General features: G+C 33.5%; 13 protein-coding genes and 1 tRNA gene. 11 read left to right on the forward strand and 3 right to left on the reverse strand.

The genetic code is table 11. The annotated features are described in order from the left end of the window. Window positions 1-25: 25 nt before the first annotated feature. Both FTRAC_RS17355 and FTRAC_RS17360 read left to right on the forward strand, forming a co-directional pair. Entirely contained in the window at window positions 26-3,676 is a 3,651-nt protein-coding gene (locus tag FTRAC_RS17355; protein WP_013455588.1) for a sensor histidine kinase, read from the forward strand. Next, window positions 3,673-7,107, forward strand: coding sequence for a hypothetical protein (locus FTRAC_RS17360; RefSeq protein WP_013455589.1), 3,435 nt, complete (start codon window positions 3,673-3,675; stop codon window positions 7,105-7,107). The genes FTRAC_RS17355 and FTRAC_RS17360 overlap by 4 nt, the downstream gene beginning before the upstream one ends. A gap of 99 nt (window positions 7,108-7,206) precedes the next feature. Here the strand turns inward: FTRAC_RS17360 and FTRAC_RS17365 are convergent, their stop codons facing one another. Then, the gene (locus FTRAC_RS17365) at window positions 7,207-7,959 is read right to left on the reverse strand and encodes an ABC transporter ATP-binding protein (protein WP_013455590.1); all 753 of its coding nucleotides are present in this window, start codon (window positions 7,957-7,959) and stop codon (window positions 7,207-7,209) included. A 3-nt stretch (window positions 7,960-7,962) separates the two neighbouring features. Continuing rightward, window positions 7,963-8,694, reverse strand: coding sequence for an MlaE family ABC transporter permease (locus tag FTRAC_RS17370; protein WP_013455591.1), 732 nt, complete (start codon window positions 8,692-8,694; stop codon window positions 7,963-7,965). A gap of 212 nt (window positions 8,695-8,906) precedes the next feature. Here FTRAC_RS17370 and FTRAC_RS17375 point away from each other — a divergent pair, with 212 nt between their 5' ends. From FTRAC_RS17375 to FTRAC_RS17385, 3 genes are read left to right on the forward strand one after another with little or no spacing between them, the layout of a single operon-like run. Beyond that, window positions 8,907-9,611, forward strand: a complete 705-nt coding sequence (locus FTRAC_RS17375; RefSeq protein ID WP_013455592.1) for an SDR family oxidoreductase — start codon at window positions 8,907-8,909, stop codon at window positions 9,609-9,611. 4 nt (window positions 9,612-9,615) lie between these two features. Next, complete coding sequence (locus tag FTRAC_RS17380; protein WP_013455593.1) at window positions 9,616-10,737, forward strand: DegT/DnrJ/EryC1/StrS family aminotransferase; 1,122 nt, start codon at window positions 9,616-9,618, stop codon at window positions 10,735-10,737. Window positions 10,738-10,787: 50 nt separating this feature from the next. After that, complete coding sequence (locus tag FTRAC_RS17385) at window positions 10,788-12,740, forward strand: polysaccharide biosynthesis protein (protein WP_013455594.1); 1,953 nt, start codon at window positions 10,788-10,790, stop codon at window positions 12,738-12,740. A gap of 12 nt (window positions 12,741-12,752) precedes the next feature. On the opposite strand, the gene FTRAC_RS17390 is transcribed toward FTRAC_RS17385, so the two are convergent. After that, complete coding sequence (locus FTRAC_RS17390) at window positions 12,753-13,442, reverse strand: NUDIX hydrolase (RefSeq protein WP_013455595.1); 690 nt, start codon at window positions 13,440-13,442, stop codon at window positions 12,753-12,755. A gap of 151 nt (window positions 13,443-13,593) precedes the next feature. Here FTRAC_RS17390 and FTRAC_RS17395 point away from each other — a divergent pair, with 151 nt between their 5' ends. The 6 genes from FTRAC_RS17395 (at window position 13,594) to FTRAC_RS17420 (ending at window position 20,463) form a co-directional block, all read left to right on the forward strand. Then, the gene (locus tag FTRAC_RS17395) at window positions 13,594-15,468 is read left to right on the forward strand and encodes an ABC-F family ATP-binding cassette domain-containing protein (protein WP_013455596.1); all 1,875 of its coding nucleotides are present in this window, start codon (window positions 13,594-13,596) and stop codon (window positions 15,466-15,468) included. A 178-nt stretch (window positions 15,469-15,646) separates the two neighbouring features. Then, window positions 15,647-15,730 (forward strand) — tRNA-Leu (locus FTRAC_RS17400). Between the two features lie 359 nt (window positions 15,731-16,089). Beyond that, the gene (locus FTRAC_RS17405) at window positions 16,090-16,554 is read left to right on the forward strand and encodes a DUF6932 family protein (protein WP_013455598.1); all 465 of its coding nucleotides are present in this window, start codon (window positions 16,090-16,092) and stop codon (window positions 16,552-16,554) included. Further along, window positions 16,551-17,066, forward strand: a complete 516-nt coding sequence (locus FTRAC_RS17410; RefSeq protein ID WP_013455599.1) for a helix-turn-helix domain-containing protein — start codon at window positions 16,551-16,553, stop codon at window positions 17,064-17,066. Before FTRAC_RS17405 ends, FTRAC_RS17410 begins: the two co-directional genes overlap by 4 nt. Before the next feature lie 2 nt (window positions 17,067-17,068). Then, the gene (locus FTRAC_RS19500; protein ID WP_013455600.1) at window positions 17,069-18,679 is read left to right on the forward strand and encodes a KGGVGR-motif variant AAA ATPase; all 1,611 of its coding nucleotides are present in this window, start codon (window positions 17,069-17,071) and stop codon (window positions 18,677-18,679) included. Between the two features lie 527 nt (window positions 18,680-19,206). Further along, on the forward strand, window positions 19,207-20,463 hold the full coding sequence (locus FTRAC_RS17420) for a pentapeptide repeat-containing protein (protein ID WP_013455602.1): 1,257 nt from the start codon (window positions 19,207-19,209) through the stop codon (window positions 20,461-20,463). The last annotated feature ends 3 nt before the right edge of the window (window positions 20,464-20,466 follow it).

Consider the following 20,466-nt stretch of genomic DNA (forward strand, 5'->3'; position numbering starts at 1 on the left):
ATGCTTTAAAATTTTAATAATAACTGTGAGGAAACCTCTACTACTTAGCATATTAATTTTCTTAGTGATTTCAATCTCTGGTTTGAGGTGGTATTACCATTCTCAAGAGTTGGATAAAGAAAATTTTATTGCTCACACCCAACGAAAATTGGATAAAGAATTTAAAGCTGTTGAAAAGGACCGGCAAGCATTAGTTGAATATTTTGTTCAAAGTAAAGCATTAGATTTTCAATCACTCAATCAGTTAAATAGCACTTACCCTTTCTATTTGTTCAAAAATTACGGGCTGGTATATTGGTCTGATGAGCACTACACTCCATTAATAAGAAAGTATCGTAAAGAAGGTTGGCATTTTGTAAAGGACGATGCTGGTCAATTTTTAGAGTTGAATAGTAAATCCAAAAATTCTGATATCATCTTGGTGACCGTAATTCCATTATTTGAATATTATGATGTCAATAATGAATATATTCAGTCCTCATTTAATACTGAGATTTTACCTTCCTCTGGTATTCAACTTCATCAAACGGAACAAGAAGAGTCCTTTGCTTTAAAGGATTTAGAAGGCAAGCCAATTTTCCATATTTCTTTTGCAGAAGATTTTGAAAATTATCTACCTAATTTTCATTATCTAATTATCACTTTAGAATCTATTTTAGTTGTTTTACTGCTATACTTGCTCTGGCAATTTGCTTCTAATAGGAAAGGGTTTTGGTCAAAAATTGCAGTTTTCATAATAGGCATTGCTTCAATTTGGGGACTGATGGAATACTTCGATTTCCCCTTTCATTCAACCGATTTAGAACTATTCGACCCTAAATATTTTGCCTCTTCTGATTTCAACCCTTCTCTTGGAAATTTAATCATCAATAGTATTCTCTTCTTTCTAATCGGGTTTTTCTCAATCCGAAGGTTGAATGACTTTCTCTCAAACGAGAAGAGATTGCTTCCTAATTGGCTGTGCTTATTGCTCAATTTGGGTGCCTATTTAGTCACTTTAGGTATTTATTATTTTATTTATCTGATTTATATACATTCTAATTGGGGCCTGGATAGCACTCAATCGATTGAATTCAATTTTTTAGAAATACTGTCCTATACTGTAGTATTGCTTTTTGGATATTTGGTTTTTGAGGTTTTTAGATTAGTGCATCATCTTAATAATCAATTCAAGACCAACTTTATAGAATTTCTAGGATTTCAAATTACCGCTTTCGGTCTCTTTTCTTTAATGGCTTTCAGTTTCGGTGTTGTGATTTTTTGGATGGCGGGCATTGTTTTTCTAGTGAATATCATAGTGTATTTAACTAATTTAGGTGGGGCACTTGAATCCCTAAAATTTCTAAGTTTTATTTATCTATTTATTTTAATTATCGGCATCTCTGCAATTAGTGCTTCCTCTGTTTATGAATTGGAAAAACAAAAGGAAACTAGCCAAAGGAGTGTTTTGGCTGACAGAATAATGAATGGAAATGATGTGTTGGCTGAATATATGCTCGTGCAGTTGGATCAAAGTTTACAAAAGGATGCCTATATCAAAAGGCAGTTTCTAATGCCACTTACTCCCTATAAAACTATAGTCGATAAGATTGAGCAGTATTATCTCAATGATTATTTTGAAAAATATGAAAAATCTGTAAGGATTTTTGATGCCGAAGGAAACCCAATTTTTCCAAGTTCTACTTTGCCAATGTCTTCCTCTTATCCCATTCAGCAAATGAATGAACGTAATAAAAGAGGGGATATCAATTTATATCTGGTGAGTTACAATGAAGGAAACCAACTGCTAAGAAAATACATTTATGTTTATGAAATAAAGCATTATGATTTTGTGTTCGCTAAAATTGTTTTGGAGTTCAAACCTAAGAAAATCCGTCCTGATAATGTTTTTCCTGAGTTGCTAGTCAAAAACCGTTATGTATCATCTCTCATTGATATCCCGTACGATTATGCTCTTTATAATAACGACACATTATCCTACAGTGTAGGAAATCTAAATTTTCCTAATGTGGTCAACCATGAAATTACCAAGGATAAAACCTTGCTCAATATTCAGGAAGAGCAGAATATTAATTTCAGTGTAGTAATCAATAATAATGAAAAGTTGATATTTAGTAAGAAAGATGTGTTCTGGTATCGCTTCTTCTCCAATATATCTTTTTTCTTTGTAATCAGTTTTGTGTTAGTTTTTGTTATATCGGTTTATCAATTCTTTAAACTGTATTGGAAGACAAGGTCAATTGGACTAAGCGCTAAAATTCAGCTCTATTTTTCGCTTGCCTTTTTAATTCCTTTACTATCGGTAAGTATTTCTACGATTGGTTTTGTGAACGCTACTTTTTTAAAGGATATAGTGACTGAATACGAAGAAAGTACCAACAGAGTGGCTGGTCAGCTGACCCCTTTGTTAATGAAGTACGAAAATGGTTTAGTGGATAAAACAACTTTAAATAATGAGTTGGCCACCATTACGAAGATCATTAATACGGATATTAATTTGTATGATTTAAATGGGCAATTGTCCGCTACTAGTCAGCCTCAGGTCTTTGATAAAAACTTATTGTCCAATAGAATCAACCCGCAAGCCTATGCTTCCATTTATCAAAGCGGACAAAAAATGATAACCTTGGAGGAAAAAATTGGAAGCCTAAATTATCAATCAGCTTATGTCGGAATCAGGTCTTACAATTCGGGTGAGCTTTTAGCCATTTTGGGAAGTCCCTTTTTTAAGTCTAATAAAGAGTATGATCTCCTGCTTACTGATTTGCTGAATAATGTATTCAATATTTTCGTGGCATCATTCATTATCTTCATCTTTTTAGCATATGCAGCAACAAAAATCTTAACAACTCCATTGAACCTGCTAAAACAAAAACTATCCCAAGTGAACTTATCTGCAGAGAATAAACCTATAAGTTGGCAAGTTGATGATGAAATTGGCTTATTAATCAAGGAATATAATCAAATGCTCTTGAAACTGGAGAGAAGTAGACAGGCCTTGAGTAAAACAGAAAAAGAATCTGCATGGCGCGAAATGGCACAGCAGGTGGCACATGAAATTAAAAATCCGCTTACTCCTATGAAGCTTTCTTTGCAACATTTGGAAATGAAAATACAACGAGCAGATAGTCCTATGCCAGAGGCTTCTGAAAAAATTCATAGTATACTATCGCAAATAGAGAATTTAAGTGATATTGCTACTTCTTTTTCAGCATTTGCTAAAATGCCAATTCCCGAAAATGAAAGGGTTTGTATAAGCGATACGCTGAAAAAAGTAGTTGATTTCTTTCAAGCAGAAAATGCAGAAATCAAATTGGATTTGCCTGATGAAGATCTGTATGTATTGGCAGATCCGAAAATAATGGAGCGTACTTTCAACAATATGTTGATTAATGCTATCCAGAGTGGTGATGGAAGTCAGGCTATTACCATTAAAATTAAAATTGAGCTTTTGGAGGGGAAAATTAGAATTTCAATTACCGATAATGGGTTAGGTATACCTGAAGATAATTATAACAAAGTTTTTTTGCCTAACTTTACAACAAAATCTAATGGTTCTGGAATCGGATTGGCTGTGGCTAAAAGAGGAATTGAACATGCAGGGGGTGATATTTGGTTTGAAACAGAAGTTAATAAAGGAACTACCTTTTTCATAGAATTGAAAAGATTGGATTGATTTTGAAGTATGTTTTTAGAGTTGTGGTTATTAGTATTCTGGTCTTATTTATAAGTCCAAAGTTTCTTTATGCCCAATCAAATTGCTTTGAAACGGAGTATACCAGTTATCAAATACCTGATTCCATTTTGATAATCTCCTCTACAATCCAAATTAATAATATAGCAGGTGAAGAGTTAGGCTATGAAATTTTTGATAATGTTCTTAAGATAAATGAATGTCAAGAAGGGGAATTTTTTAGGGTTTGCTTTAATTATGTTCTTAAAGAGACTGAATTAGTTAAGTCTGCTGTTCCAGAGGAATGGTATGATAGTACCGCTCGCTTTACCAACAATATTCAGGTTCAAGAAGAAAAGAATCGATCTACTCAAGAATTACTAGGCTTAGGAGGGATTCAGATTGATGGGGCGTATATGCGGTCAGTTTCTGGTGGGGGGCAACAATCTGCCATGATGCATTCAGTAATGGATTTGACCATTTCAGGAAATATTTCTGAAGATTTGCAGCTTCAAGCCAGAATGACTGATCAACAAATGCCTTTTGAGCCAGAAGGAAATACACAGCGACTTCAGGACTTTGATAGAGTAAATTTTCAGCTTATTCATGAAAACTGGGGAATGGAAGCAGGTGATTTGGATATCCAATCCAATCGCGACTTAAACTTTTTGAGGTTTAATAGACAAGTTCAGGGCTTGGCTATATCTTCTACTAAATTGTCTTTTGACTCAACTGATTCCAAAACTCAAGCTGTTACCTCATTTGCAAGAAGCAAAACAGGAATCCAATCCATTCAGCCTCTCGAAGGAGTTTTAGGTCCTTACAGAATAGACGGGCCACAAAATGAACCCTTTATTTTTCTCTTAGCAGGATCAGAAAAAGTATTTCTTGATGGGAAGCTTTTAGATAGAGGGCTGGAAAATGATTATGTCATTGATTACAATGCAGCCGAACTTACTTTCAATTCCAAAATTTACATTTCAAAATACAGTAGAATTCAAATTGAATTTGAGTATTCTGACCGACAGTATAGCAGAAATGTAACCACCTTACAACATCAACAATCTATTGGGAATTTGGATGTTAACATTGGTTATTTCCAACAATCCGACAAGCCAGGGAATCAGATGAATGACTTGTCTAAAAGCGATTTTGAAGAATTGTCAAATTTGGATGCAGGTGCTACTTACGGTGAAATTTCTTCTGCAGATAGCGTTGGTTATTCTTCAAGCAGAAAGCGCTATGCTCAAATTGATACACTTATTAATGGTCAGACTTATCAGATCTTCAAGCGTTCGGAAAATCCTGAAATTGCTCACTATCAGTTGAGTTTTACCATGGTAGGGGAGAATCATGGGGATTACCGTATCGCTAATTCCTCTGAAAATGGGGTGAGCTATGAATGGGTAGCACCGATTGATGGTGTGCCCCAAGGAAATTATGCTCCAATAAAACGTGTGGCATTACCCCAGAATCAACGCATCATAAATCTTGGCTTTAATTATAATTTAAAGGACGATTCAAAAATAAGCTTTGAATATGCAGGTTCCGAATTTGTAAGCAACCGCTTTAATCAAGAAAATACAAAGCAGACAGGCAATGCATTTTCTGTTGGTTATCAATCAGATGCTAAAGATTTGAGTTTTGGCAAAAACTCATCCATTGACTACTTCATTAAATATGAATATTTGGATTCTGCATTTTCTCCTGTTCAACCATTTCGAGAAATGGAATTCAATAGAAATTGGGGAATGGAACAATCCGCAACATTTCAAGCAGGGGAAGAGCACCTGTTAAGTTTGGGAACTTCTATCCAAAATGATAAGCAGAATTTTAGTTATGAAGTGGCGCTACGGAATAAAGAAAATTTTGGTAATGGTGCTCAGCACAGTGTAGTCTTTCAGAATAGGGGAGATTTAAATATAGCCTTTAATGGCTTTATGATGAATAGCAAGCATGGTGAAACACAAACCGATTGGAAGAAAGCTACTGCTGACTTTAGTTATGCAAAATATAAAATTCAACCAGGCTATACATTTAGGACAGAGCAACATCAAATCAAAATTAAGGATGAAATTGCTAGCAGTTTTCAGTTTTTTGATAGTCATAGTTTTTATCTTGCTAAGCCAGACTCCAATCATTGGGATTTTAAAATTGCTCATGAATTTAGAGCAGATCAAAGACCAATTGAAGGAGAATTCCGTGAATTCGAAAAAGCACAGAATACGAAATTGCAAACTTCATTTCGATACGGTGAAGACAATCAACTAGCCTTTAATTTGCTGAGAAGAGAAATACAAACTACCATAGATTCAACAAGAACGGAAAAGTATTTTCAAGGAGGATTGAACTGGCAATCAAGTTTTTGGGACGGCAATATTATTCAAAAATTAAACTTTCAGACTGGGACAGGAAGAGTTTTGCAAAGGAGCTATTTTTTCATGGAGGTAGCACGAAGTTTAGGAACCCATTCTTGGTCTGATTTAAACGGAAATGGTGAGCAAGAATTGAATGAATTTTTTGAGGACGAAACGGAATACGGAGATAGAAATTATGTGAAGGTTTTGACCATGGGTGATAGTTATCAAACTGCTTTTATCAATAATTTGCAGTATCAGTTAAGATGGAATTTGCCCAAATCATGGGCCAAATCTGAAAATTTAATGCAATATCTAGAAAAATTTTCAGGTAGTTTTAATGTCAATCTTGATAATAAAAATACGTTTGAAGAATGGGCATCCAGGATATCTCCTTTTTCATTTGATAATGGTGATCAAGTACTGTCTTCTCGTAATATGTGGAAATCTAATTTCTGGTATAATAGGGGAGGTATAGCTTTTCTAGAGGCTTCTTTGTCTAACTCCAATCGAAAACAATTAATGATTGAAGGTTTTGAAGGAATGGATAGATCTGTATTCTTACTGGCAGGTTCCCTCAATGCATTTCAAGATTGGAACTTTTCTACAACTTATCGTCAAACTTCTAATGCTTCTTTTTCCGAGGTAGTGGAAGAAAGAGATTATCAGTTTAATACGACTTCGGTAAATCCTAAAATTAGTTGGCAAGGAGGTAGAAATTTAAGAGTGAGTTTGGCCTATAGAAATGAAAACAAACTGAGTGCTGATGAAAGCGCAGGTGGTGCAGTATTAGTTAATTCAATTGAGCTTTCCAATAAATTGATCCAAGCAAAAAATGGTGTCTTGGAAAGCAAATTCAGTTATGTTAGTGTAGATTCAGAATTGCGAGATAATAGAAGTCCATTAGCATTTGAAATGTTTGAAGGATTAAGGGCAGGTGATAACTATGTTTGGAATCTCTCTCTAAGAAGAAAAATTATAGGTGATCTAAATCTAATTTTACAATATATAGGCAGAAAAAGCCAAGACAGCAAGACCATTCATAATGGCAGCGTCCAATTAACCGCCTTATTCTAAATCACCCCACACCCATCGCCCCACTACTTCCTTCTATACTACTTTTTTCCTTCCTTAGGAATTACAAGGCTCCAATTTCCCCCTTTGGGGGCTAGGGGGCTACAGCGTCTTCCTCAACTTCTTCATAAACTTACTAGCAAAAATAAAGTCTTCTAAATCTTCTTGACCAGACGTTAGGATGTTGTCAGAATTTCCTTCCCAAACTTTTTTACCTTTTGACAAATACATAATGTATTCTCCCACTCCCATAACGGAATTCATATCGTGCGTAACCATAATAGTAGTGACATTCAGTTCATGAGTAATTTCCTGAATTAATTCATCAATCAATAGTGAGGTTCTAGGGTCAAGTCCTGAATTCGGTTCGTCACAGAACAAGTAGTTGATATCATTTACAATAGCTCGAGCTATTCCAACTCTTTTCTTCTGACCTCCACTTATCTCAGAAGGCATTTTTTTGTTAATGTTTTCAAGACCAACTCTGCTCAATACGTTATTTACGCGATCAAGCTTTTCGTCTTTCTTCATATCCGTAAGCAAGTCCAAGGGGAACATAACGTTTTCCTCTATATTTTTCGAGTCAAATAGGGCACCACCCTGAAAAAGCATGCCAATTTCACGTCTCATCTGTGCTTTTTCATCTTTATCGGCTTTCAAAAAACCCCTGCCATCATAGAGAACTTCGCCTGCTTCAGGGATTACTAAGCCTACAATGCATTTTAACAGTACACTTTTTCCAGTGCCACTAGCACCAATGATTAAATTGGTGATACCTCTCTCAAAGGTTCCTGAAATATCTTGTAAAACATGATTATCATTGAAAGACTTGGATATATTTTTGATTTCAATCATTTCTTAGTTTAATAATAATTCTGCTAAAATATAATCAGCTAACAATACTGCAATACAGCTTTTTGTTACAGCACTTGTACTGGATTGACCTACCTCAAGTGCTCCTCCAGTGGTGAAAAAACCTTGAAAAGCTGAGATAGAAGCGATTAAAAATGCAAATACTAATGATTTTATAAGAGCAAACTGGACTGTAAAGGGATTAAAATCTATTCTAATTCCGTAAACATATTCTGTCTCCGTCAATATACCTGTAAGCGTGCCGGCAATATACCCTCCGTATAGGGCTAAAAATCCTGCTATGACGACCAGAAGTGGGTACATAATCATGGCGGCTACAATTTTAGGTAAGACTAAATAAGACGAAGCATTTACTCCCATCACTTCTAGGGCATCTATCTGTTCAGTAATTCTCATAGTGCCTAATCCACCCGCTATGCTAGATCCAACTTTTCCCGCAATAACAATGGCAGTAATGGTAGGTGCTAGTTCTAAAACAACCATTTCCCTAGTAACCTGAGCTACCACATAATTTTGAATTAGTGGGCTTACTAAATTATAAGCAGTTTGGACGGTCGTAACAGCACCCATAAATGTTGAGGTAATAGCAACGATTAATATGGAATTCCAGCCTATGGAAATACATTCATTAATGGTGAGCTTGAAATAGGATGAAAAGGACTCTCGCCTTACAAACATACTTCCTAAAAATATAAAATAGGCACCTATAGACTTCATAAGGTTGTTGTTTCTTGTATCTTCAAATTTAAAGTTAGCATGAAAATTTTCTTTACAATAAAAGTTGTTTCAATTCTTTACAGATAATTGGATTTTGAGGTTATGCGGATGATTATTCTAATCCAATACGCTAATGAATTTCGTAAGTTTGTAGAACTACAAGATTATTGTTTAGTTTCGTATTTTCAAACCAAAGATAATTCAATTTTAAAATGAATAAATTTATAGTAATTACTGGAGGTACAAAAGGTATTGGAAGAGCCTTAGTGCTCCGGTTTGCGGAAAAAGGATTTGATGTCATTACTTGCGCTAGAAATAAAGCTGATTTAGAAGTTCTGAAAGAGGAAATAGAAAAATCATATAACAATAAGGTGCATGTGAAAGCAGCAGACTTATCGAAAAGAGAAGACATTGCAACTTTTGCAGATTTTGTTTTAAGCACCACGCCAAGAGTTGATGTTTTAATTAATAATACCGGTATTTTCCTTCCGGGAAGCATTCAAGATGAACCAGACGGAAATTTGGAAATGATGATGAATACAAATTTATTCTCAGCATATCACCTGACAAGGGCTTTGTTGCCTTCAATGTTGCCTCATAAACAGGGACATATTTTCTCTATGAGTAGCATAGCTGGAATCACAGCATATTCAAGTGGTGGTTCTTACAGTATAACTAAATATGCCATGCAAGGATTTACAAAATGCCTTAGAGAAGAATTAAAAGGTGAGGGTATAAGAGTTACTTCCGTACTACCTGGTGCTACCTTCACTGCAAGTTGGGAAGGGGTAGATTTACCTCATGAAAGATTTATGAAAGCAGAAGATGTCGCTGAATCTGTGTGGTCAGCCTATGCTTTATCGGACAGAACGGTAGTAGAAGAAATTGTTTTAAGGCCTCAATTAGGAGATATATAGAGCCATGAATGAAAGAATATTTTTATCAGCTCCCCATATGGGAGGAGAAGAAGTTGAATTTATACAACATGCTTTTAATGAAAATTGGATAGCACCCTTAGGTCCAAACGTTAATGGTTTTGAAGCAGATATTCAGGAATATAACAATATTCCATATGCAGCAGCTTTAAGTTCTGGCACTGCTGCAATTCACTTGGCGTTAATATTATTAGGAGTGAAAAATGATGATGTTGTGATGGCGTCTAGCTTCACATTCTCCGCAACTATAAATCCTATCGTTTATCAACAAGCTGAACCCGTTCTGATTGATAGTGAAAAGGAAACATGGAATATGGATCCTGTGCTTTTAGAAAAAGCCATCAAAGAATATATGGCAAAAGGTAAGAAACCGAAAGCTATCATATTTGTCCATCTTTACGGAATGCCAGGGAAAATTGAGGAAGTAAAAGCAATTTCAGAGAAATATGAAATTCCCTTAATTGAGGATGCTGCTGAAGCCTTAGGGGCTAAATTAAATGACAAACCTTTAGGAACATTTGGCGATTTTGGTGTTTATTCATTTAATGGCAATAAAATAATTACTACTTCAGGGGGCGGTGCTCTAGTATCGCAAAACAAAGATTGGATTGATAAAGCGCGATTTTTGGCTACACAGGCTAGAGATGCAGCTCCTTATTATCAGCATTCCGAAATTGGCTATAATTATCGAATGAGCAACATAGCAGCAGGAATCGGAAGAGGTCAAATGAAGGTACTGGATAAATGGGTAGAGAACAGAAGGGCAAATCATGATTTTTATTTTAAGGAACTGAATCCAGTAGGATTTGAGTTTTTAAAAGAACCTAAAGGCGCCTACAGTAATAGATGGTTAACTTGTGTTTTATTTAATGAAAATTTGAGTAACAACCCTGAAGATTTAAGACAAGAGCTAGAGAAATTCAATATTGAAACCAGACCCTTATGGAAGCCAATGCACCTTCAACCGATCTTTAAAGATTGTAAAGCTTATCTGTCAGGAGTATCGGAGGAATTGTTTGAAAGAGGCCTGTGCTTGCCTTCTAGTTCCTCGCTAACCAACGAACAAAAATCGATGGTAGTCGAAAAAATAAAGAACTTCTTGAAATAATTACTTAAATTATTATAAAAAAATATTAAATAGGTTATATTTGTGGTTAGATGATTAAGAAAATAAACGATATCAGCTTTTTGCCTAGGTGGATCATTTTATTGATTGACTTAGTGTTGTTGATGTCTGCTATTGTTTTTGCCTATTTATTGAGGTTTAATTTCAATTTTGAAGAAGTCATAGCTTTCAAATTCACTGAGGGCTTGGTTCTTTTTTTAATTTGTCATTTGATTGCAATATTTATTACGCAAAGCTATGCGGGTATTATTCGCTACACTTCAATTGAAGATGGTCTTAGAATTTCCTACACAACTTTTATTGGTTCCATTTTAATAGCTATTGTAAGTTATCTTAATTACTGGTACACGGGTAGTGTTATTATTCCATTATCAGTTTTAATAATTAGTTTTATTTTAGCGGTACTTATTCTTTTTTCTTATCGCGTTTTAGTGAAGAATCTTTTTGCCTATTATCGTGATGCTGTTCGTCATAGAAAGAACGTGATGATTTTTGGTGCAGGTCAATATGGGATCATTACTAAGCAAGTAATAGATGCTGATCCAAATGCCAGAATGAGAGTGATTGGGTTTATTGACGATGACCTTAAAAAAGTCGGTAAGGTGCTAAATGGAGCCCCAATTTACGATGCAGGTTATAATCTAGATGATATCCTCGAGAAATATCATGTTCATGAAATTGTAATTGCGGTAGCAAATATTTCTATTGAACGTAAAAATGAATTAGTCGATTACTGCCTAAAAGCTCATGTAAAAGTCAGAACAGTCCCTGCTCCTGATAAGTGGATAAATGGGGAACTGAGCATGAATCAGATTAAAGAGGTTCGTATAGAAGATTTGCTGGGCAGAGAGTCGATTAAGTTGGAAAACCCTAAAGTTTCAGAAAATATTAGTGGCAAGACAGTATTGATTACTGGTGCTGCCGGTTCGATTGGTTCTGAAATTGCAAAGCAAATTCTAAAGGTAAAACCTAGAAAACTAATCCTATTAGATCAGGCAGAATCATTTCTTTATGCAATCGATATCGAGTTAACTAACTTAGATATCGAAAAAGATATCGAGATCATTCCAGTCATTATGGATGTGACCAACAAAAGAAGATTGGAGTTTGTTTTTGACAAATATAGACCAAACGTGGTTTATCACGCAGCAGCCTATAAACATGTCCCCTTAATGGAGATGCACCCTTTTGAAGCAGTAGCTACAAATGTTTTCGGAACAAAGAATCTTGCTGATCTTGCTGTGCAATATAATGTTGAGAAATTTGTAATGGTTTCCACAGATAAGGCAGTAAATCCTACGAACGTTATGGGGGCAACAAAAAGATTGGCAGAGGTTTACGTCCAATCCTTAAATGATTCTAAATCCGAAGAAGTAAAAAACAGCACTCAATTTATTACTACAAGATTTGGAAATGTCCTAGGTTCTAATGGGTCGGTTATTCCTTTGTTTAAAAAGCAAATAGAGAAAGGTGGGCCAATTACGGTGACGCATCCTGAAGTAACTCGTTATTTCATGACTATTCCTGAAGCCTGTCAATTGGTTATTGAAGCAGGGATTATGGGATTTGGAGGTGAAATTTTTGTTTTTGACATGGGTAGATCGATCAAAATAATTGATTTAGCTAAAAAAATGATCCAATTATCAGGGTTTGAGGTAGATGAAGATATCAAAATCGTTTTTACCGGATTGAGAGAAGGTGAGAAATTGTATGAGGAACTGCTAAGCGATAAAGAAACCACTGTGCCAACACATCATGAAAAGATTTTGATTGCAAAAACCGAAAGAATGGGGCATAAAGATACTATTAAACAACTACAAAAGCTTAATGATTTGATGAATGACGAAAATGAATTGGGAATGATCATGCAAATGAAAAATATCCTTCCTGAATTTGTCAGTCATGCCTCTCGTTTTGAGGCCTTGGATGAAGAGCTAGCAAGTGAAAGAAAACGTAAGTGGAGCATCACTCGTAAAATTAGCTGAGATCTTTATTTGCTACTTAACCTCAATCAACCCCTCCTGATATTCATGAAATTTTTTCATCACATATCGAATGGAACGATAAGTGGTCAAAAGAACAGTTCTAAGCTCAACTTTATTAACCCAAATCACCTTTTCAATCCCTTCCTCTTTTTGAGGCTTCATTTTCTTGTCTTCCTCTAAAGTCATATGATACCAGCTGGTTTTCTTGAGATGATTTTTACCATTCCTAGTATAAGTATGCCATGTTTTGCAAACTCTCGGGCCTAAGGCTACTTTAACATTACATTCTTCTTCAACTTCTCGCACTGCAGCAACTTCCACTTTTTCTTTTTTCTCCAGCTTGCCTTTTGGCAAATCCCATTTTTTTAGTCTATAGATAAAAAGGTATTTATCCTTTTTAGTCACGATACCGCCAGCAGCTTCCACAATTTTAAACTCTTTCTTAAAATCCTTTACTACTTTTTCATAATCATAAACCTTGCAAGTAAGGGAGTCAAGCTTTTTGTTTTTGTCAGAAGATAAAAATTTATAAAATTCCAATATATCAGCTAAACTACCTTTTCGGATCAGTACGTCATCAATTAAATTATCATAGCGAATCTTTTCTTTTTCCGCATCAATAATAAGGTCATAATGTTCCCTGTCAATTATTTTATCCATAGGGATTATGTATAGCGGAACATCATTAATAAAAACTTTCATAGAAATGGTTTTGAGCTGTGCAAGTAAAAGAATAATTCAGAATGTGCCAATAATTAATCTAGAATTTAAAAAATAGAAGTTGAAAATATAAGCATAAGATTTTCTTTTCTATATGTATTACTATGTTAAATATAAGACCTAATTTTGTGGCATGAACTATCTTTCAGTAGAAAATATTACCAAAAGCTTTGGCGAAAGAGTATTGTTTGAAAACATCTCATTCGGCTTAGCTCAAGGTGAAAAAGTAGCATTAGTGGGAATTAATGGCTCTGGAAAATCCACTCTCTTAAAAATATTGATGGGAGAAGAAACGCCCGACTCCGGAAACCTAAGCTTTCGAAATGACATTAAGGTAGGATTCCTATCGCAAAATCCGCAATTTCAAACTGGGCAAAATGCAATGCAGGCTATTTTCAGTTCCGATCATGAATCGCTCAATATCATTAAAGAATACGAGCGATTAGCCGAAAATCCTGATATGAATGATAAAGAGCAAAATCGCTTTCAAGAATTGATGGAAAAAATGGAAGCACACCAACTGTGGGACTATGAAAGTCAAGTACAACAAATCCTAGGTCAATTAGGGATTAGTGATATCAAGCAATCAGTGGAAAACATGTCGGGTGGACAAAAGAAAAGGGTTGCCCTTGCTGGCCAATTAATTGTAAAACCGGATGTTTTGATTTTAGATGAGCCAACTAACCACTTGGATATAGATATTATTGAATGGTTGGAGAACTATTTGGCTACTCAAAATATGACCTTATTAATGGTTACTCATGATCGTTACTTTTTAGATAGAGTTTGTAACGGTATTTTGGAGATTGACCGCCAGCAGATTTTTAAGTATAAAGGGAATTATGAGGAGTTTTTGCTAAAAAAGGAAGAAAGAGAATCAATTGAGCAGCTTGAAGTGGACAAGGCAAAAAACCTCATGAAGAAAGAGCAAGAATGGATGCGCAGAATGCCAAAAGCTCGAGGGACTAAAGCTAAGTATAGAGTAGATGCTTTTCAAGATTTAAAAGATAAGGCTACTAAAAATCTTAAGAAAGATCAAGTTGAGTTGGAAGTCTCTCAGAAGAGAATGGGAGGGAAGATTCTAGAGCTAAAGAATATTTCCAAGGGATTTGATAGTAAAAAACTCTTTGAGAATTTTAGCTATACATTCAAAAAAGGTGACCGAATTGGAATAGTAGGACAAAATGGTACAGGAAAAAGTACATTCCTAAATATTGTAACTGGTAAAATTAAAGCCGATTCGGGTGAATTAGATTTAGGAGTTAATACTGAGTTTGGATATTATAAACAACAAGAAATTCAATTCGATGATAATAAGAAGGTAATCGATGTGGTGCTAGAAATAGCAGAGCATTTTAAGTTACCCGATGGAAATGAAATAACAGCTGCGCAATTTTTAAATAAATTCCTTTTCCCGCCCAAACAGCAGCACGATTTTGTACATAAATTAAGTGGCGGTGAAAAAAGGCGACTGCAATTACTATTGGTGTTAATTAAGAATCCAAACTTCTTAATTTTGGATGAGCCGACCAATGATCTTGATTTACAAACGCTCTCTATATTGGAAGATTTCCTTGATAGATTTCAGGGATGTTTGATCATAGTATCCCATGATAGATATTTTATGGATAACCTCACCGAGCAATTGTTCCTGTTTGAAGGAGATAATCAAATAAAAATCTTTAATGGTAATTATACGGATTATCGGTTAACCAAAGATGAATCTCCAAAGAATAAAACTGATAAAAGTAAAGAATCAAGCAGTAAGGAGAAATCAAAGGTTGATGACAAACAAAAATTGAGCTATAAGGAGAAAAGAGAATTAGAATCAATTGATAGTGAAATCCCCAAATTAAATAAAAAGAAGCAAGAACTAGAATCAAAATTAGCAACAGGAGAAGGAAATTCTGATGATTTTACTAAATGGGGAAAGGAACTTAGTTTACTTAATGAGAAGTTAGAGGAATTGGAAATGCGCTGGCTTGAGTTAAGTGAATTAGAGTCGTAATTAACTTAAATGCTTGATAATAAATAAGATTAATCAAGGAATGGATATATGAATTGAGTAATGTATTCTAAACCGTATTCTTTTTCAATTATTTTTGTCTCTCACTTGTTTTGTTTTAAAAATCATTACCTATATTTGCAACCCGTTAAGGGAAAGCCTTAGCAGAATCTTTTGAAATGCCTTGGTGGCGGAATTGGTAGACGCGTTGGTCTCAAACACCAATGAGGTAACACTCGTGCCGGTTCGACTCCGGCCCAAGGTACTCATAGCCCTGTTAATCATCTGATTTTCAGGGCTTTTTTGTTGTATAGGTGGCAAAATTGGTGGCTAAATTTTTTTAATATCTTCCATTGAGAATTTAGAACACTGATAATAATACTATCTTATGCATTTTATCTATTCTTGAGATTATCTCTCCTTTTTTAAAATATATTAATTCATCTTCAGTGATACTTATTTAAGTTCTAATTTACTATTACTGTAATTTTAAACAACAATAAAGATGTTTAAAATAACTTTAGCTAATCCATCTTCGTTATTCTTTTTAAATACTTTGTAATTAATATAAAAACTATACATATTTGATTATTATTACCAAGAAAAGGAATTCTCTTTTTATTTATGGCATTAGACTTCAACCCAAATACAGGTTTACTAGAACCAGGTGAGCACAAAGTAACTTTAAAAGAGCTTGAAGAGAATTTTTCCTTTTCAGATAAGAGAAAGCAATTGATCGGAAAATTAAAGGACATTATTAATGTTCTAAAGCAAATCAATTGTGAAAGGCTATATGTAGATGGTAGCTTCGCAACAGAGAAGTTTGAACCAGGTGATATTGACGTATGTTGGGAATTATCAACTGATCCCATTATTAAAACACAGCAATTAAGAGATTTAAATAGAATTGAACCTTTGTTTTTCTTAAGGTCAGATTCAGATAGGGATGAATTAAAAGCTAAGTATAATGCAGATATTTTTCCAGCTAACGTAAGAGAGGGTAGCACAGGGTTAATGTTTAAGGATTTTTTTCAAAAAGATAAAGATACGAATAGTCCAAAAGGTATCTTGTTAATTGAATTGATATGATAAAGAGCACGAGACAATATAATGATACTAAAAAGCTGTTAACTAAGTACTCTAAACTATTAAATGATAGTTTACCAGTGGATGATGATGATTTAGAAAATGAGTTATATGTTAATTCATTGAAAACCATTATAAGAGATTTAGAAAATCAGCTAAAAGAATATGAGATTTTAGAAACTGGAAATATCCAGATTTTATCATGCACTAAACTGGAAGATTTACCTGTAAACTTAATTAAGGCAAGGATAGCGTCCGGTGTATCACAAAAGAAATTAGCTGACCAATTAGGAATTAGCCCTCAACAAGTACAGAGGAATGAAACTAATGATAATCAGCAATTAAGTGCCAAGAAATTACAAGGTATTTCAGATGCTTTGGGGCTTGAAATTGAGATTTCAAAAATCGTTTTTTTGAAAAATCAGCCTAGCTTTTTAGCTCCTGATGAGTTAGGCGAAGCTAATATTCAGGAGACAAGCAGAATTATTGCAGAAAATAGATCTATACTTTTTTGAAAATGAAGACAATAACGTTTTATTCATATAAAGGTGGCGTAGGGCGCTCACTGGCCTTAAGTAATATGGCTATCAAGTTGTCCCAACTTGGTAAAAAAGTGTGCTTAATCGATTTTGACATCGAAGCACCAGGCTTACAATATAAATTTTCAAATGATTATAAATACGAACCTGTTGCTGGAAATAAGGGATTGGTAGATCATATTTATAAATTTTCAAATGAAGGAGTATTAAATGATAGTATACAATGTATAGTGGGACATTTAGTTCCTAAAAACAGAAATTATGCTGTAATAGATATAATTTCAGCAGGAGATTTTGAAAATGATGATGACTACTGGAAAAAGTTATCTGTAATGAAGTGGTCTGAAATGTTTTATTCAGCTAAACCAAAAGGGACTCAATTTTTCCTTGATCTCAAGGCAAAAATTCAAAAAGAGATTAAGCCAGATTACCTATTGATAGATTCTAGAACAGGAATAACAGATATTGCAGGTATAACCTTAAAATTATTAGCTGATAAGGTAGTAATTTTAGCTGTAAATAATGAAGAAAATAAATTCGGGACTAAAAAGGTAGTTAATGCCTTGTTGAAGGCAGATAATCATGAAGCTAAAATTCATTTTGTTTTAACTAGACTTCCTTATCCTGATTCGCCCTTAGAGAAAGCAGAAGAATCAGATTTAGTTAAAAAATGGAGGGATCAATTTAATTTAGGTTTGAATTCTGCTTTTATAACTTTTAGTTCAATTTATTCAGATAGAGGGTTGCAGAAAGATGAGTCCTTAAAGATCAATATTACTAAAGGCTCTGAAAGGATTACGTTAGATTATCAAAAGTTATTTTCTACAATTTTTGACGAGACCTTAAATGTCGAAAATGAAGACTCTACCATTAAAATTATTAAAGAAGCCGATGAGTTATATGAAAAATCATTAACAGAAGAAGACAAGAGTAAAAAATTAAAATTACTGACTGATGCCATTGAAATTTATGATAAAAAGCCTGAGTATTATTTTGAAAGGGGATTGATTTATCTAAATATAGATGATTTTAAATCTGCTTTGAAGGACTTTGAAAAATCCTATGAACAACAACCAGATGATGACTTTACCAAATATTATTTAGCAATTGTAAATGGTAAATTAGAAAGATATGATAAGGCATTAGAGTATTTAAATGATCCATTCCGATTCCCTCAATTTTATCATATTAAAAGTACTATACTTATTTTGAATAAACAGTACGATGAAGCTTTAAATATAATCAACACTGGATTAGATCTTTATCCAGATGAAGACTATTTGTTAAATGTTAGAGCAGAGCTTTATAGGATAATTGGTGAATATAAAAAAGGATTTGAGGATATATATAAAGCAATCGAAATTGCTCCTAATACAGGTATATACTTTGCAACGTTGGCTGAATTAAATTTGCTTAATGGAGAAGCAAGCGATTTTTATTTAAATCTGAATTTAGCTCTTTCTAAGGGAGTAACTGAAAAGGACATTAAAAATGCTAAAGATGTTTACGAGAAAGTAAGGACAGATCAAAAATTTATTGATTTATTAGAGAGATATCAGTTGCAACAGTCTAAAATATTTGAAGAGTAAATGCTTAAATAAGTGATTAGGGTTTAATTCTCAAATTGATTAATTTATTCTACTTCTAATTTATCTGACCACACGAAATAAACAAACTTAGGGTTAGGTAGATATTAAATTTTTGGTTGTTCCCATCTTTATATTTCATGTGCTAGAGCTATTTGAGTTTGAATAATTCTTACTTAAAAGTGCTTCAGAATAGAAAAATGAGACAGTAGCTTACTTCCTGTCTTTTCATTATTACTTGTTTCATGGCTTTAAGTCATTGTTTTTCATTTCTGTTTATGTTATCTTTATTTGGAAGGTTAGTATCTACTATTGCATTAGCTATTACTTCCTATTATCCTGTTTATTCAGAACCAATAATTTAAAATCTGTTATAGACATGTACTGAATGTTGTTGCAATCTCTCAATACAAGGGGAGGAGAGAGTGTAAAGATAGCAAGGTATGAATAAATGTTTTTGTCATGTCTCTTTTTGTCTAGTAAGAACATTTTCTAGACTGTTAGTTTAATATTATAAAATTATTTTTTAAATGAATTTCCTATATACTAAAAGAGAAGTGGTAGATAAATTAAATGAGATTACATCTTCGGCTGAAAACATAGTATTTGAGTTTAAAAGAGATATTGATGGTGAACACTTACAAATTGACATAAACGATAGCAACGCCCAAGAAGATTATCTTATTGATTATATTTCCATTATCCATTCTATAAATGAGGTTCCCTTTAGGAAAAGAATAATTGTAAACCGTAAGATTATTGCAAATCAAGATGATTATACTCTAGATTTAAATCTTAGCAACTGTGAATTCAAAAATCAATTGGTCTTATTTGGTAAAGAGTTTAAGGGTAGGGTCGATTTTAACTATAGTGTTTTTAATGAAATCAATTTTTCTTACTCTATATTTCATGAAAAAACAACTTTTCAACATTGTATTTTTGATAATTTAGTGGATTTTTATAATACGACTTTTAATAATTTAGTGGACTTCTACTACTCTACTTTTAAATGTTCAGTACAATTTCATTTAACTGATTTCAAAAATATTACAGTATTTTCACGCGTTACTTTCGAACAAGAACTACAGTTTCTTTATAATAATATTTCCACTGAAAGTACTAAAGTAAGTTTTGAGAACGCCACATTTAACAGATGTATCGATATTTCTAGATCGAATTTTTATTGTATACTTAATTTTTGGTCTTCAACAATTAAAATTGACTCAATAATTGAGGAACTGGGAGAGTCACAATTTTATAAAACAGATAATGGTAAACTACAATCAAAAACTGAAAAAGGAAATGATGTTTATCATATTTTAAGAGAATCAATCCGGATTATAAAACATAGCTTTAAAGAATCAAATAATGTAATAGAATCTCTTAGATATCAAAAGGTTGAAATTGAGTTATTGTCCCGTGATAGAGAATCAGATAAGAAGTGGAGTGACTCTCTTTCATTACAATTAAATAGGGTTTCTAATAATCATGGTCTTAGATGGGATTTCGGGATTTGCTTTACTGTTATGGTAGGCTTTGTTACTTTTTTTATCTTATTGGATTGGGACTTAATCTATAGGATATTATGTACTAAAGACTTTAGAAATCCACATAGTGATATTGGTAAACAACTAATTCAATTTTATTTACCATTCAATATTGAGTATCCTAGTTCTTTCTTAAAAGAAAATTTAGTAGGCTTTTTAATATTCTATATAAGTAAATTTCTTATTGCGTATGGTTATTATCAAACTATTGCAGCATTTAGAAAATATTTAAAGAATTAAGAA

Source organism: Marivirga tractuosa DSM 4126, assembly GCF_000183425.1.
In the GTDB taxonomy this organism is placed as follows: Bacteria; Bacteroidota; Bacteroidia; order Cytophagales; family Cyclobacteriaceae; genus Marivirga; species Marivirga tractuosa.

What these genes read in the sequence shown, in the direction of transcription:
- FTRAC_RS17365 (WP_013455590.1), bottom strand. Translation starts at nt 7,959, where the DNA reads ATGATTGAAATCAAAAATATATCCAAGTCTTTCAATGATAATCATGTT.
- FTRAC_RS17370 (WP_013455591.1), bottom strand. Translation starts at nt 8,694, where the DNA reads ATGAAGTCTATAGGTGCCTATTTTATATTTTTAGGAAGTATGTTTGTA.
- FTRAC_RS17375 (WP_013455592.1), top strand. Translation starts at nt 8,907, where the DNA reads ATGAATAAATTTATAGTAATTACTGGAGGTACAAAAGGTATTGGAAGA.
- FTRAC_RS17380 (WP_013455593.1), top strand. Translation starts at nt 9,616, where the DNA reads ATGAATGAAAGAATATTTTTATCAGCTCCCCATATGGGAGGAGAAGAA.
- FTRAC_RS17385 (WP_013455594.1), top strand. Translation starts at nt 10,788, where the DNA reads ATGATTAAGAAAATAAACGATATCAGCTTTTTGCCTAGGTGGATCATT.
- FTRAC_RS17390 (WP_013455595.1), bottom strand. Translation starts at nt 13,442, where the DNA reads ATGAAAGTTTTTATTAATGATGTTCCGCTATACATAATCCCTATGGAT.
- FTRAC_RS17395 (WP_013455596.1), top strand. Translation starts at nt 13,594, where the DNA reads ATGAACTATCTTTCAGTAGAAAATATTACCAAAAGCTTTGGCGAAAGA.
- FTRAC_RS17405 (WP_013455598.1), top strand. Translation starts at nt 16,090, where the DNA reads ATGGCATTAGACTTCAACCCAAATACAGGTTTACTAGAACCAGGTGAG.
- FTRAC_RS17410 (WP_013455599.1), top strand. Translation starts at nt 16,551, where the DNA reads ATGATAAAGAGCACGAGACAATATAATGATACTAAAAAGCTGTTAACT.
- FTRAC_RS19500 (WP_013455600.1), top strand. Translation starts at nt 17,069, where the DNA reads ATGAAGACAATAACGTTTTATTCATATAAAGGTGGCGTAGGGCGCTCA.
- FTRAC_RS17420 (WP_013455602.1), top strand. Translation starts at nt 19,207, where the DNA reads ATGAATTTCCTATATACTAAAAGAGAAGTGGTAGATAAATTAAATGAG.